The organism is Oleiharenicola lentus (assembly GCF_004118375.1).
Classification (GTDB): domain Bacteria; phylum Verrucomicrobiota; class Verrucomicrobiia; order Opitutales; family Opitutaceae; genus Lacunisphaera; species Lacunisphaera lenta.
On the sequence record NZ_SDHX01000001.1, the window covers coordinates 82,857 to 96,367 of the forward strand.

14 protein-coding genes are annotated in these 13,511 nt (G+C 63.2%); 12 read left to right on the forward strand and 2 right to left on the reverse strand.

The genetic code is table 11. The features are described from left to right. Nucleotides 1-5: 5 nt before the first annotated feature. Together ESB00_RS00345 and ESB00_RS00350 are read right to left on the reverse strand one after the other, a co-directional pair. A complete protein-coding gene (locus ESB00_RS00345; protein ID WP_129045747.1) occupies nucleotides 6-830 on the reverse strand; it encodes a TnsA endonuclease N-terminal domain-containing protein in 825 nt (274 codons plus the stop codon). 344 nt (nucleotides 831-1,174) lie between these two features. Next, the gene (locus tag ESB00_RS00350; protein WP_129045748.1) at nucleotides 1,175-1,669 is read right to left on the reverse strand and encodes a hypothetical protein; all 495 of its coding nucleotides are present in this window, start codon (nucleotides 1,667-1,669) and stop codon (nucleotides 1,175-1,177) included. A gap of 480 nt (nucleotides 1,670-2,149) precedes the next feature. Here ESB00_RS00350 and ESB00_RS00355 point away from each other — a divergent pair, with 480 nt between their 5' ends. From ESB00_RS00355 to ESB00_RS00410, 12 genes are all read left to right on the forward strand, one after another. Continuing rightward, nucleotides 2,150-2,515: a hypothetical protein gene (locus ESB00_RS00355; RefSeq protein WP_129045749.1), complete on the forward strand. Its 366-nt coding sequence runs from the start codon at nucleotides 2,150-2,152 to the stop codon at nucleotides 2,513-2,515. A 436-nt stretch (nucleotides 2,516-2,951) separates the two neighbouring features. Beyond that, the gene (locus ESB00_RS00360) at nucleotides 2,952-3,632 is read left to right on the forward strand and encodes a metallophosphoesterase family protein (RefSeq protein ID WP_129045750.1); all 681 of its coding nucleotides are present in this window, start codon (nucleotides 2,952-2,954) and stop codon (nucleotides 3,630-3,632) included. Between the two features lie 398 nt (nucleotides 3,633-4,030). Then, nucleotides 4,031-4,429: a hypothetical protein gene (locus ESB00_RS00365; RefSeq protein ID WP_218938648.1), complete on the forward strand. Its 399-nt coding sequence runs from the start codon at nucleotides 4,031-4,033 to the stop codon at nucleotides 4,427-4,429. A 121-nt stretch (nucleotides 4,430-4,550) separates the two neighbouring features. Further along, nucleotides 4,551-5,861, forward strand: coding sequence for a TolC family protein (locus tag ESB00_RS00370; protein WP_129045752.1), 1,311 nt, complete (start codon nucleotides 4,551-4,553; stop codon nucleotides 5,859-5,861). Next, complete coding sequence (locus ESB00_RS00375; protein WP_129045753.1) at nucleotides 5,858-6,568, forward strand: efflux RND transporter periplasmic adaptor subunit; 711 nt, start codon at nucleotides 5,858-5,860, stop codon at nucleotides 6,566-6,568. The genes ESB00_RS00370 and ESB00_RS00375 overlap by 4 nt, the downstream gene beginning before the upstream one ends. A 39-nt stretch (nucleotides 6,569-6,607) precedes the next feature. Further along, entirely contained in the window at nucleotides 6,608-9,784 is a 3,177-nt protein-coding gene (locus ESB00_RS00380) for an efflux RND transporter permease subunit (RefSeq protein WP_129045754.1), read from the forward strand. Beyond that, nucleotides 9,781-10,188 carry a hypothetical protein gene (locus ESB00_RS00385; RefSeq protein WP_129045755.1) on the forward strand — a complete coding sequence of 136 codons (408 nt, stop codon included), beginning with the start codon at nucleotides 9,781-9,783 and terminating at the stop codon, nucleotides 10,186-10,188. The genes ESB00_RS00380 and ESB00_RS00385 overlap by 4 nt, the downstream gene beginning before the upstream one ends. A 23-nt stretch (nucleotides 10,189-10,211) precedes the next feature. Beyond that, nucleotides 10,212-10,673: a hypothetical protein gene (locus ESB00_RS00390; RefSeq protein ID WP_129045756.1), complete on the forward strand. Its 462-nt coding sequence runs from the start codon at nucleotides 10,212-10,214 to the stop codon at nucleotides 10,671-10,673. A gap of 14 nt (nucleotides 10,674-10,687) precedes the next feature. Next, entirely contained in the window at nucleotides 10,688-11,032 is a 345-nt protein-coding gene (locus ESB00_RS00395) for a P-II family nitrogen regulator (protein WP_129045757.1), read from the forward strand. 213 nt (nucleotides 11,033-11,245) lie between these two features. Beyond that, nucleotides 11,246-11,701, forward strand: a complete 456-nt coding sequence (locus ESB00_RS00400; RefSeq protein WP_129045758.1) for a hypothetical protein — start codon at nucleotides 11,246-11,248, stop codon at nucleotides 11,699-11,701. Further along, a complete protein-coding gene (locus ESB00_RS00405) occupies nucleotides 11,701-12,132 on the forward strand; it encodes a hypothetical protein (RefSeq protein WP_218938649.1) in 432 nt (143 codons plus the stop codon). Before ESB00_RS00400 ends, ESB00_RS00405 begins: the two co-directional genes overlap by 1 nt. A 1-nt stretch (nucleotide 12,133) precedes the next feature. Continuing rightward, nucleotides 12,134-13,510: a TolC family protein gene (locus tag ESB00_RS00410; protein ID WP_129045760.1), complete on the forward strand. Its 1,377-nt coding sequence runs from the start codon at nucleotides 12,134-12,136 to the stop codon at nucleotides 13,508-13,510. Nucleotide 13,511: the final 1 nt, after the last annotated feature.

Consider the following 13,511-nt stretch of genomic DNA (forward strand, 5'->3'; position numbering starts at 1 on the left):
GATGGCTAGGCGACCGCGCAATGCGGCTCAATGGTAGCGTTTGGAAGGTAGGCTCCCCGGAGATCCAGTGGGAGGGTTCCCTGAAGGGTGAGGTGGTAAGCGACAGAGAGGGCAGTGCCCCGGGGCAGGCCCAGGGCGGCATCACATCGCGAGCACACCGTGCGCAAGGGGGCACCGGTGCTAAGATGGGGCACGATCCACGCCGTGGCATCACGCACAACCAAGGCATCACAGGGCAGTCGGCCCTTTTCTGCGAATTCCATGACCAATTCCATGTTCGCAATAAGCTGCCGGGGCAGGCGGGTATCGAGGATCAGCGACCATGGGATGCGTCGCTTCGTCCAATACGCCTGTTCGATAGCGAGTTTCTCGATAATCCGCTCCGTGAGGTCCTTGGCCTGTTTCACGGCATAAGCATGTCGCTGGAGCACGCCGCCGGGTCGCTCGAAGGTGACGACCAGATCGGTGGACATGATGATGTCCTGCTTCTTGCCGCCATGTGCGACGGCTGGGTGATCCACCTGCAGCTCGAACGCGAATTCGCGCGTCAATGCTGGGTCCAGGGCAAACTGCTCCGCGAGGTTTACGACCCCCATTCCCGGGGCGTGGAACATGAGGTTCGTGTCGAATTCCGGAGTGGAGACGGGGTGCATGACCCGGTTCACAATCCAAGACCCGAACATCGTCCTGAAGCCGAACGATGGAAAGTCCACTGCCGTGAACAGTGGCTCGTATTCCTCAGGAGGGGCCTCAAGGAGGCACTTGCCTTTGGCAACCACGCACTTTGCGTAGTCGCGAGCTAGGAAGTGAGGATGGAAACGCCCGCTCATGACGAAGGGCGGAGAAAAACGGCAAAGCCGTCGCTCCGATATTGGTTTTTCATTGGCCTATAGCCACTTAGCGTGGCCTGACTGTCTTCTATTCAAGATGCGCGCCCACCGGGCACGACATCTCTGTCGGCCGTAAGCACGCCCGTCCGCGCAGTTTTCTTGACTGCACAATGGAGCCGGGCCATCGTCTGCTCGTCGAAGCTCGTAACTTCGACAAATCGGTTTCAGCCCGTCACGCTGCCACGTCGCAAGACGCGGTGGACCTCAGGTTGAAGTCCTTTCTAGGCAGGCCGACGGCTCATTCTGAAGAGCGAACCGTCGGCCTGTTGCTTTTGTAAGGTTGGTTAGGCTGCCTTCAGCTTATAGACGTGGGCGCCTCCCTTCTCGCCCTTCGATGAAATCTCGAACAGCCGTTCGGTTACTCTGAGATGGTAAAGCTCCTTGCTGTAGCGATCGCCGGAAATCTTTGCGGCGGCTCCAGGGAATCTGGATTCAATGTATGCCCTGACATCGCGAAGGGTGAATGGCTGCGTTTGGGACCGCACGGCCTCGCGAATCATGTCTTTCACGGATTTCGCCGCCCCGGCCCCGGGGGGCCGGCCCGCAGCCCTCGTTTGAGGAGAGCGGCCTTCCATCACATCAGAACCCGCCCGTGCGCCACGCTGTGCTCCTACCCGGGGGGGCCGAGGAGCCACAGTCGCCTTAAACCGGTGCTTACCGAGCGCCGCAGCGGCATCCTCCCCGCCACGGAGCGCCTCTATTGCAGCATTACAGCGCCGAACGAACTTATCGCGCTCGGTTTCAATCACTCGAATAATCGCCAGCATCTCGTCAGACATGAAAGGAACCCTATGGTCTCCTTAGGGAACCCTGACAAGCAGAAACAGGGAACCGGCCCACGGAGCGCAATCTCTGGACTGAATGAAGCCCCCCTCCCAGCCTTCTCTGCCGGGGGCTCTACAGAGGGAAAACCAAGGGCATTGAATTCTCCAAAACGTCCCAGCGGGGCCTAGCGCCCGAAAAGCCGCTCGATCGGCACACGCAGGGCCGCCGCCAACGCAATGATCTCAACGTCTCGAACCAAGCGCTCCTGGCTCTCAATCCTCGCCAAAGCCGAGCGATCCAACAGGACGCCCCGGATCTGAAGCCTCGCCACCAGGGCCTCTTGGCTCAATGGCACCCGCGCCGCGTAACGGAGCTTTCGGATGATTGGGCCAATGGCGTTCTTGGGTGCGCGCTTAGGCACGGGAGAGGTGTGTGATATTCACACGTTGACAATAGCCGCCCGTGCGCTTTTCATGGTGTGAGATTCACACAAAATGAATCACGACAAAAGAGGCCGACCCGGGCAGGAGGCGCCCGCCGGTGCTCCGCCGGCGGCGGAACGTCTCAAGGCTTACCTCGCCACGGGGCAGGTTATAGAGTTTGCGCACGATTTGCCGGACAAGGAGTTCCCTTACGTTACATGCTGCATTTGGGGCGCCATTCCTACTAACGAGCTCTTCGTGCGCCTCTCCAATGGTGACGTGTCGTTCATAGACTGCGTTCTTTCGACGCTCGAGGTGCCAGCGATGGGTGACCGCATGTTCGGCATGGACGTGGATGACGCCAACGCGGCGGGTGCGCTCGCCGACCGGATGTGGGAGCGCCACAAGCACCAGCTCATCCGTAAAGAACGACAATGAGGGCGAAAGGGTTGAGGCGGAGAAGGAGCAAGCCGCGTCCAGCGAAACCGCGCGCTGACTCGTCACGGACCTTCTCGCGGGACTTCGCTCCCCTTGAGGCAGCCCTCGCTCAGGACGCCCCAAGCCGCGGGACCTTGATGACCCCAGAGCAGATGATTGTCGAATTGCATCTGACACCGTCTCTGGTGCGCAGGATCGAGCGGCGATTTCGGATACGGCTCCATTGGTTTGCGCCGACATACGCCATACTCAAGAGGCACGGTTTGATGCCGGCGACAAGAACCCGGTGGAGGGACTGGCTAACACGCTATCGCAAGCAACGAACGGAGACCCGGCGGGTCATGTAGGAGACAACCAGACACTCTCTCTTGGCACCCCTCTCTAGGGAGACCATACCCCTCTCCAAACCTACTGCCCCCTCGGTTCCCACGAAGCCATGCGCATTCTCCACTGCACTGATTTCCACGCAAACGCTGCCTGGTTTCAGTGGCTCGTTGCGCACTCCGGCGAATACTCCTTAGTGTGCCTGACTGGCGATTGCCTGGATCTGCTCGCTCTACACCGGATTGATGAACAGGTGCGGTTGGTGCGGAACTCAGTGCGGCAGGCCAAGTGCGCGGTAGCTCTCTGTAGCGGCAACAACGACTCCTTCACCGGGGCACCAGCACCCGCGTATCTCCACCATGCGGCATGGATGGCGGAGGCGACCAAGCGCGAGTCGGCATGGGGTGATGGTGCGGTGTTTACGCTGGGCGGCACCCGGTTCCGGTGTATCGGCTGGAACAGCATACTTCCCGCAGCCGATCCGGGTGAGATATGGCTGTTTCATGCACCGCCCGCCCGATCACTGCCGTCCACGGATCGGGACGCGCATGACGTGGGCGATGAAATTTTGGGCGAAGTCTGCCGCAGTCATCGGGGTCCGCGGATCGTGTTCTCGGGGCACCAGCATAGCCCTCAAAGCTGGGCCGAAAAGGTGGGGCGGACTTGGTGCTTCAACCCCGGCGTCACGCCGCTCTCACCCGTCCCAAACCACGTCATCGTCGATCTTGGGGCGGGCACCGTGACTTACCGGGTAAGTGATCTCGACAAATCATGGGTCGCGATTGAAGCCTAACTCTGCGACTGCCAAAATGCTTGCGTGCTACCCTGCCGTTCAGTCCGGTCGCGAAAATCCGTCGCCACGTATTCGGTTGTCGTCCGTCACGGAGGCGTATTGATCTGGACCCAGGCGGCGCCTTCAACGACTGCGCACGCCTTTGCACTGGCCGGAAAGCTCCGTGCTGCCGGTGTGGCACCCTTCTGAAGCGGCACTGTGCGCGGTGCAGGCGAAAGCCGGTGTTGCACGATCGCTATCATGTTACGAGAATCGTCTGCATAGCTGAGGTGCTGCGCGTTGTGCTCGTGGCGCTTGCGTGGGCAATCTCTTCATGGAAGACGGGTAAAGCGTGGCCGGTTCGATGGCTGACCAAGCGGTGATTGACAAAATGTGCTTCGTGTCGATTGATGAAGCGAGTGTCCACGCTCCGCCACATCGTCGGGATCGTCTTGCTGGCCCTATGGTTGCCAGCAACGCAGCACTGTGGATTGGAGGCGGCGGGGTTGATCGCGGCAGATGCTCCTCATGGAGTTCATGCCGAATGCACCGGGACCAGTTGCGACCATTGCACCCATGATGGCTGCAATGTTGTCGAGGGCGGGCTCTTAAAGTCCGGCCATGAGGCGCTCAAGGTTCCAACTCCTTCGTTGGCCGCCTGCACCTGTTTTCTCTGTTTGCAGCTTTTGCCGCCGGTTCTGGTCGTTGAGCCGAATCTCGCAGTTGCCGAGTCTGCGGACTCTGAGCATTGGATTCCGGTTTGGCAGTTCGTCCGCCGCGCCGCGCCGTTGTCGCGTGCGCCTTCGCTCATTGGTTGATTAGTCCCTGCGCGGACTGATCGACCCCGTTTCTTACCCATCCCGTCGCGGGACGCCTGCGCGCGTCCGCACTTCCCGGGATGTTTCCGTTCCCCGCCTTATTCCGCCCTTTCAATTTTTCATGAAGCCCATTGTTTCCACGCCCTCCCATCTCATCCGCCCGGCCCTCGGGCTGATGCTCCTCGCCCTCGCGGGCGTCGCACGCGCCCAGAGCGCGTCCGACGAAACCGCCCCCGCCGTTTCGCTGTCCACGCTCGTCAGCGAAATCACGACCAAGAATCCCGAGCGCCAGTTCTATCAGGAGGAAATCGCCGCCGCCAAAGCCGGGGTGCGCATCTCCTCCCGCCTGAGCGACCCGGAGTTGTCGTTCGACATTGGCCAGAAACGCCTGAAGGACTCCTCTGGCGCCAAGATCGGCGACGGTGCCGTCTGGTCGGTCTCCGTCACGCAAACCTTTGAATGGCCCGGTCGCCTTTCGCTGCGCAAGGCCATCGCCAATCGGCAGGTCGAATTGGCCGAACTCGGTGTGGCTCGCTTTGAGAATGCGCTGACGGCCCGTGCCCGCACCCTCGCCTTCGGTCTGTATTCCGCCAATGCCAAGGCTGCGGCCATCCGCGAGGTTTCCGACCGCTTCTCGGCGCTCAAGGAAACCTTCCTCGCCCGCGATCCGGCTGGGGTCACGCCGCTCTTGGAAACACGGGTAATCGAGGCAAGCGAACTTGCCCTCCAGCGCCGGGCGACCGAGGCCGAACTGGCGGTGCAGGCGGCGCTGATCGAACTCAACCAATTGCGCGGCGTGGCGGTGGATGCGCCGCTGCGGGTGGCAGCTCCGGCCCTCGGCTTCACCTCCTTGCCGGCCACCTCTGATCTGCTGGCCGCGGCCCACGAAAAGAATTTCGACTACCGGATGCGGCTAGTCGAGTTGGAGCAACAGGGGTTCGCCGTCAGCCTCGCGCGCAATGAGCGCTATCCTGGCATCAGCGTTGGTCCCTATCTCTCGCGCGACAACGTCGGCGACCGCGAGACCATTGTCGGTCTGGGCCTGAGCGTGCCCCTGCCAGTCACCGGTCGCACCGGCGCGGCCGTGGATGTGGCCAACGCCCGCCGCCGGCAGGCGGAGGCCGCCGTCCTGGTCGCTTTGCGCGAACTCGACCGCGAGGTCATCACGTCAGCCCTGGCATTTGCGACCAAGCTGGCCGAGTCGCGCCGCTGGTCGCCCGATGCGGTCCATAAATTCCGCGAAGCCGCCGATCTGGCCGACCGCCACTATCGCACAGGCGCAGTGCCCATCGCGACCTACGTCGAGCTGCAGAACAGCTACCTCGACGCGGTCGAGGCGCTGTTCGACACCCAAAGCGAAACGCTGGCCGCCGGGCTCAAGGTCCAACAGCTCACCGGCATCGAACTCAACCCCGTCGAAATCAAGCCATGAACCCGCGTCCTTGGTTTCTAGCCAGTCTGGCCGCCTCGGCTCTCCTGCTTGCCGGCTGCGGCAAAAAAGCATCCTCAGAAGCCGGGCATGACCATTCCGAACATGCCGAAGGCGAGGAAGGCGGAGAAGGCGGCGTCACCTTCAAGGAAGGCCGCGGGCTCCAACTCTCCCCCGAGGTGATCAAGGCGCTCGGCCTCGTCACGGCGGAAGCGGAGAATCGCGCGCTTGCCGCGGAACTGAATGTCATCGCCCAGGTTTTTGCGACCACGCCGCGTGTGCTCGCAAGCACCCATTTGCCCGCCGAACAGGCCGGGCCACTGGAGAAATCCAGCTTCACCGGGGCGAAGCTCGTGCGCATTGATCGCACCGCCGCTTCCGCCACGCGGCTCGTCGATCTGATTTTCGAGCTGGATTCCCCGGCCGCCCACCAGGTCGGCGATTATGTGACGCTCGCTCTCGCGGTCGAACCCACCACGGTCCTCACCGTGCCCCGCTCCGCCGTCCTCGACGGTGCCGCCGGCACCTTCGTTTACGTCGTCAACAGCGGCGCCTACCTGCGCACACCCGTCAAGGTGGGTGCGCGTTCGGCCGACTTCACCGAAATCACCGACGGCCTCTACGCCGGCGATGTCGTGGTCGTGTCGCCCGTCGATCAGCTCTGGCTGGCCGAGTTGCGTCTCACCAAGGGCGGCGGCCACAGCCACTGATCCACTCCACTCCATTTTTTAACTCACTCTTCTTTTTCCATGATCGACAAGATCCTCGAGTTTGCCCTGCGCCAGCGCGTGTTCGTGCTGCTTGGCGCGGTGGCGCTCCTATTCGTCGGCACCTGGTCGGCCTTGCGGCTGCCCATCGATGCCGTGCCCGACATCACCAACGTCCAGGTGCAAATCAACACCTCGGTGCCCTCGCTCGCCCCCGAAGAGATCGAAAAGCTCGTCACCTATCCCATCGAGGTGGAAATGGGCGGCATCGAGAAGCTCCTCGAAGTCCGCTCCATCTCCAAGTTCGGCCTCTCGCAGGTCACGCTGATCTTTCAGGAGGGCACCGACATCTATCGCGCCCGCCAGCTCGCGGGTGAGCGACTCCAAGCGGTGCTCGATGAACTGCCGCCCGGCGTCACGCCGAAACTCGCGCCGATCACCACCGGTCTCGGCGAAATCTACCACTACACGGTCCGCTACAAGGAAGGCTTTAAGGCCTCCCCGGCCGATCCGGTGGATCGACTGCGCGAACTCAAGCTGGCCCAGGACTATATCGTGAAGCCCGCGCTGCGCACCGTGCCCGGCGTCACGGAGGTCAACACCTCCGGCGGTTACGACAAGCAGATCGTGATCATGCCCAACCCGGCGAAGCTCACCAGCGTGGGCCTCACCGTGGGAGAGGTGGCCGACATCGTCGCGGAAAACGTGGCCAATGCCGGCGGCTCCGTGGTGGAGAAAGGCGGAGAGGCCGTCACCGTGCGCGCCATCGGCCGCGTCCAGACGACCGAGGAAATCGGCAATCTACCGATCCGGTTCTCCGGTGCCCGCGTGGGCACGCTGCTCATCAAGGATGTGGCCGATGTCGGCATCGGCTCCGGGGTTCGCACCGGCTCGGCGACGCACGATGGCGCCGAGGCCGTCCTTGGTTCCGCCCTCATGCTGATCGGCGAAAACAGCCGGCTGGTTTCCGGCCGCGTGCATGAGCGCATCCAGGAACTCCAGGCGAAACTGCCCGCCGGCATGGAGGTGGAGACGGTGTATAACCGGACCGACCTCGTAAACGCCACCATCCGCACGGTGGAAAAGAATCTTCTGGAGGGCGCCATTCTCGTGATCGCGATCCTCATCGGCCTGCTCGGCAACTGGCGCGCGGCCCTGATCGTCGCCACGGCGATCCCGCTTTCGATGCTCTTTGCGATGACCGGCATGGTCCGCTACGGGGTGTCGGGCAACCTCATGAGCCTCGGCGCGGTGGACTTCGGTCTGATCGTGGACGGAGCCGTGGTCATGGCGGAGAACGTCGTCCGCATGCTGGCGCATCGCCAGCATCAGCACGGCCGCCTCCTGACCAGGGAGGAACGGCTGCATACCATTCTGACCGCCTGCAAACAGGTCGGCACGCCCACGGTCTTCGGCGTGGCGATCATCACCATCGTTTACCTGCCGATGTTCACCCTCACGGGCATCGAAGGAAAGATGTTCACTCCGATGGCCTTCACCGTGGTCTTCGCCCTCATCGGAGCGCTGATCCTCGCCCTGACCGTGGTGCCGGTGCTGTGCTCGTTTTTCATGACCGCGAAGGTGAGCGAGGAGGACAACTTCCTCATCCGCTTCGCCAAGCGGCTCTATACGCCGGTGCTGCATTTCAGCCTGCGGATGCGTTGGCTCATGTCCGCCATCGGTATCGGCATCTTCGCGGTGTCCATGTGGGTGTTCACGCTCCTCGGTGCCGAGTTCATTCCGCAGCTCGATGAGGGCTCGCTCGCGGCCCAGATGATCCGCACGACCAGCATCGGGCTTGCACCCTCCATGCAGATGCAGACAGCGGCGGAAAAGCTCATGCTGGAAAAATTCCCGGAGGTGACGCACACCTTCGCGCGCGTCGGCACTTCCGAAGTGGCGACTGACCCGATGGGCGTGAACGTGGGCGACAGCTACATCATGCTCAAGCAGCCCTCTGAATGGCGCAAGATCGACGGCCGCACCATCACGAAGGACGAACTGACCAACCTGATGTCGAAGGAGCTGGCCGTGCATTTCCCCGGCCAGAGCTACCTCTTCTCCCAGCCGATTGAGCTGCGCTTCAACGAACTGCTCTCGGGCAGCCGCGCGGACATCGCCATCAAGGTCTTCGGCGATGATTACGACACGCTTGAAAAGGTCGCGGGCGAGGTCCGCGAGATCGTGGAAAAGATCCCCGGTGCCGCCGATGTGGAGTTCGATGCGGCGGGCAAGGCACCTGTGCTCCAGGTGGTGCTCAACCGGCAGGCGATGACCCGCTACAACGTCCACGCCGACGAGGTGAACAAAGTCATCGAAACCGCGTTTGCCGGCGTGGAGGGCGGCGTGATCGTGGACGGCAACCGCCGCTACCCGATCATCACCCGCCTGCCGGAGTCGGCGCGACAGGACTTCGCCAACGTCGCGAATCTCCCCGTCCGCACGACCGATGGCGGCGTGGTCACGCTCGGCCAGGTGGCTGACGTATCCATGACCGAGAGCGTCAACACCATCAGCCGCGAAGCGTTTCAACGCCGCATGGCCATCCAGGTCAACCTGCGCGGTCGCGACGTGCAGAGCTTTGTGCTGGAGGCGCAACAAAAGATCGGTGACGGGGTAAAGATGCCAGAGGGTTACTTTGTCGAATACGGCGGCGCCTTTAAGAATCTGCAAGAGGCCCGCACGCGTCTCGCGATCGTGGTGCCGGCGGCGCTTGCCCTCATCTTCCTGCTCATCTTCATGGCCTTTGGCAGCGTGCGTCAGGCCTTGATCGTTTACACCGGTATCCCGCTCGCCGTGACCGGCGGTGTTTTTGCCCTCTGGCTGCGCGACCTGCCGTTTTCGATCTCGGCGGCGGTCGGCTTCATCGCGCTCTCCGGCGTGGCGGTGCTCAACGGCGTCATGATGATCTCCTTCATCAACCAGCTCCGCGAGGAGGGAAGGAACGTCCGCGATGCTGTCATCGAAGGCGCGCTGACCCGCCTCCGGCCCGTGCTCATGACCGCGCTCGTCGCCGCCCTCGGCTTCGTGCCGATGGCTCTGGCCAGCGGATCTGGCGCGGAAGTCCAGCGCCCCATCGCGACCGTCGTCATCGGCGGCATCATCACGGCGACCTTCCTGACGCTCGTGCTGCTGCCGACGCTCTACTGCTGGTTCGAGCGCGACAACCGGCCCACCCGTTCCGTCAACCCCGCAACCCCCAACGAAGGACACACTTGAAAATCCTCCCGTGGCTCTTGCTTCTCGGCGTGCTCGGCCTGACCGGCTGTGCCACGCCCTTCCGGGCTCCGTCCGATGTGGCCCATATCAAGCTCGGACGCGGCGACTCACCGGTCGTTCGCGTCGAGAAAATCTGGCTGGAGCGGAAGGGCGGGGCCCTGGTCGTCAGGGGTTACATCATCAAGCGCCTGGAGGCCGAGGACACGACCCAGACCCACCTGGATGTCACGCTCTATGATTCCGCGGGCGCGGTGCTTCGCCGCACCGTGGAGCACTTTGAACCACGCCAGATTCCGCGCCGCTACCGGCGGCCCGACTACGCGAGCTACAGCGTGCCGCTCGATCCACTTCCGAGCGGCACGGTGCGCATCGAAGTTCGTGCCCACGAAGGCAACCACTCCTGAATCCCAACCCCTGTTATCCATCCATGAAAACCATCCGCAACCTCACCCTCCTGTTCCTCGCCGCCGTGGCCTCGGCCACGGCGCTTCTCGCCAAGCCGATCCCCGGTCCCAAGGGCGGCAAGATCGTCACCACCGAAGCCCCGCACGTCGAGCTGTTCGTCGCCGCGGATCGCACGGTGGTCGTGTCGTTCTACGACAAAGACCTCAAGCCCGTGGCCCCCGCCGCCCAAGTCGTCTCCGCCGTGGCCGAGGCCAAGAGCGGCAAGGTGAACCTGTCCTTCGCCACCAAGGACGGCGCGCTTGTCTCCTCCGGCCCGATGCCCGAGGGCGACGGCTATCGCGTCGTCCTTCAGGTGAAGGACGACGCCCAGGCCAAACCGAAAAACTACCGCATCGAGTTCCACGACGAAGTGTGCGGCGAGTGCAAGCGTGCCGAATACGCCTGCATCTGCGACGATGCCGGCGGCGACAAGCACGATCACTGAGGAGAAACCCATCAGTGAAAACCATCGTGGCATTCATCCGCCCCTCGAAAGAGGAGCCTGTGCGGGAGGCCCTGCACGATCTCAAGGGTGTGTCTGGCGCCAGCTTCTCCGATGTTCGCGGTTTTGGCCGTGGCCGTGGCCACGAGCACAGCCCGGGATCATCGGATGAAGCGGTCGTCGGCACGCTGCCCAAGGTCCGCGTGGACGTGATGGTCTCAGCCGATCACGCCGCTGCGGTCGCCGGCGCAATCGCTGCGGCGGCGAGGACCGGCAACCGGGGTGACGGCAAGGTCTATGTCCTGCCTGTCGAGTCCGCGTTGCGCATCAGCACCGGCGAAATCGGAGCCTCCGCCCTATGAAACATCCCTTCCGGCCAGGTCATGGCCGGTGATCAGTAGGTTGCTAGTGCGAGATGCGGCCGGGCGCAGTCTTCCCGGCCGCATCTTTCCCCAAGCCCAATCCAAGTCCCATGTAATCCCCATCCCCCAAGTCCGGCCGCCCCTCGGAGGCCGCATCGGACCGAAACCTCAACCGCGAAACACCGGGCATCCGGCCGGTCAATCGCTGCTCCCATGAAAATCCAACTGCCCCTGTTCCTCGCACTGAGCCTTAGTGTGCTCAACGGCTGTGCCAGCCAAGCCCATCGCCAAACCGCATTGACCGCGACCCGTTACGGCGCGCCGCCGGAGGTCGTTCGCAAGATGGAGCGCGGTGATCGACTGGCGCTCGCCGACCTTGGCCTCCTGGCGCAGGCCCATGTTCCGGACGACGACGTGCTGGCTTACATGCGACAGACAAACGTCTCCTACCGGCTCAAGACCGCTGAGATCGATCAGTTGCGGGCGCAGGGAGTGTCGGATCGCATCATCGACTACCTGCTTACCACGCCAGTCCGGGTTGTCCGTCCCTTCCGCGGTTACGTCCGGGGCCGAGCTTGGTATCACGGCTTCGGGCACGGAGGATTCGGGCATGGCTACTACGGGCACGGATTCGGCCATGGCCGCTCACATCATGGAGGGCGTCACTGATGAAAACCATGACCATGCTTCTCGCGAGTTTGCTGCTCCCAGCCGTCATCACGGCCGCAGATCCCGCCCCCAAGGCTGCGCCTGAGGTCAAAGCCAAGGCCAAGAAGGAACAGGTGTATGAGTTGCCGAAAACAGGCAAAAACCTTCAGCGCGGCAGCGCGGGCTGGATCAATGTCGAGGCCTCCGGCACACGCCTCATCGTCAAGTTTTTCGACGCCAAGAAAAAGCCCGCGATTCCCGATGTGGAACGGGGATTCGCCCGGTTCCAGTTTGCCTCCAAGAATCCGGAACGGGCGCCGCTGCATCGCGAAGGAGAGACCCTGGTGTCCACGGCAACCGTGCGTCCACCGCACAATTTCCTCGTGATTCTCAGCCTCTTCCGCAGCGGGGAGGCGGAGTCGGCGGAATCCTACACCTTCAAATATCCGTGACATGAGACGCCGTATCCTTTCCACATCGCTGGCCCTGCTGACGCTCATGAGTGCGTTGCCTTCATTGCGTGCGGCGGACGGGCCGGCAACGCCCCTCACCTTGGAGCAGGCGCTCGCCGAGGCACTTGAACACAACTTCGCGATCCGCCAGGCCCGCGAGCAGATTCGCCAACAGGAAGGCGTGGTCACGCAGGTGACGGCCGCCGCCCTGCCCGGGGTTTCCGCTGCCGCGAATTTCCAGAAAAGCTCAACCCAAACGATCCTTAGCGGTGCCACTCCGGGACGGACGTTGCCTGTCTTCGTGCCATCCGGGCGCTACTGGCGGATGAGCATCACAGCACGCCAGAACCTCTATGCCGGCGGAGGTATCCGCGCCACCGTGAAGGAGGCGACTCTCTCCCGGGACGCGGCCACGTTGCAGCTCAAAGCGACGATTGACGGGGCGCTGCTAGATGTCCGCCTGAAGTTTTACGCCATCCTGCTGGCCAGAGCGCAGATTGCCGTCGAGGAACAGAACCTCGGCGTCCTGGAACATCAGTTGCGTGATGTAAATGTGCGGTTTGAGGTCGGTTCCGTTTCAAACTTCGAGCGCCTGCGCGCCGAGGTCGCAGTGGCGAATGCCCGCGCGCCTCTCATCAAGGCCCGCAACGACCATCGGCTGGCCATTGAGGAGCTGCGCCGGGCTGTGGGCCGCGCCGATGTCCGTCCAGCCGTTCCCACGGGCCGCAGCCTCGAAGTGGTGGGCGAACTACCGGCAGAGGTGCTGGAAATCGAGCTTCCGTCAGCCCTGGCCCGCGCGAGGACGCAACGTCCCGAGTTGCATCGCTTGGCCCGTCTGGTCGAGGCGGCTGAGGGCGGCGTCAACATCGCCCGCGCGGGTTTTTTGCCGACCCTGGCGGTGAGCGCAGATGCCGAACTGCGCAAAGGCCCCTCGGAAAAGTTCTCCGATTCGCTGCGCGGCTGGCGCGCAGGAGCGCAAGGCGGTTGGAACGTGGCGAGTCGCGCCACGGCCGGGCGGGTGAAGCAGGCGGAGTCCCTGGTGGAACAGGCCCAGCTCGCCCGAGAGGAGACCGAACTGGCCGTGCAAGTAGAAGTCCGACGGGCCGTCGCCGCTCTCACCCAAGCCAATGAATTGGTCACGGCGACGCGCAAATCGGTCGAGCAGGCCGAGGAGGCGCTGCGCGTTGCTGAGGAACGCTTCAAGGCCGGCACTTCCACCCAACTTGAGCTGCTGCAAGCGCAGTCGGCCCTGACTGTGGCCCGCACCAGCCGGCTCCGCGCCGACTACTCGCACAGCGTCGCCGTCGCCCAGCTGCGCCGGGCGATGGGGGATTCGGAGATGGAGTATGCCGAGAACCCCGCAGCCGAGGGCACCTGAG

What these genes read in the sequence shown, in the direction of transcription:
- ESB00_RS00345 (WP_129045747.1), bottom strand. Translation starts at nt 830, where the DNA reads ATGAGCGGGCGTTTCCATCCTCACTTCCTAGCTCGCGACTACGCAAAG.
- ESB00_RS00350 (WP_129045748.1), bottom strand. Translation starts at nt 1,669, where the DNA reads ATGTCTGACGAGATGCTGGCGATTATTCGAGTGATTGAAACCGAGCGC.
- ESB00_RS00355 (WP_129045749.1), top strand. Translation starts at nt 2,150, where the DNA reads ATGAATCACGACAAAAGAGGCCGACCCGGGCAGGAGGCGCCCGCCGGT.
- ESB00_RS00360 (WP_129045750.1), top strand. Translation starts at nt 2,952, where the DNA reads ATGCGCATTCTCCACTGCACTGATTTCCACGCAAACGCTGCCTGGTTT.
- ESB00_RS00370 (WP_129045752.1), top strand. Translation starts at nt 4,551, where the DNA reads ATGAAGCCCATTGTTTCCACGCCCTCCCATCTCATCCGCCCGGCCCTC.
- ESB00_RS00375 (WP_129045753.1), top strand. Translation starts at nt 5,858, where the DNA reads ATGAACCCGCGTCCTTGGTTTCTAGCCAGTCTGGCCGCCTCGGCTCTC.
- ESB00_RS00380 (WP_129045754.1), top strand. Translation starts at nt 6,608, where the DNA reads ATGATCGACAAGATCCTCGAGTTTGCCCTGCGCCAGCGCGTGTTCGTG.
- ESB00_RS00390 (WP_129045756.1), top strand. Translation starts at nt 10,212, where the DNA reads ATGAAAACCATCCGCAACCTCACCCTCCTGTTCCTCGCCGCCGTGGCC.
- ESB00_RS00400 (WP_129045758.1), top strand. Translation starts at nt 11,246, where the DNA reads ATGAAAATCCAACTGCCCCTGTTCCTCGCACTGAGCCTTAGTGTGCTC.
- ESB00_RS00405 (WP_218938649.1), top strand. Translation starts at nt 11,701, where the DNA reads ATGAAAACCATGACCATGCTTCTCGCGAGTTTGCTGCTCCCAGCCGTC.
- ESB00_RS00410 (WP_129045760.1), top strand. Translation starts at nt 12,134, where the DNA reads ATGAGACGCCGTATCCTTTCCACATCGCTGGCCCTGCTGACGCTCATG.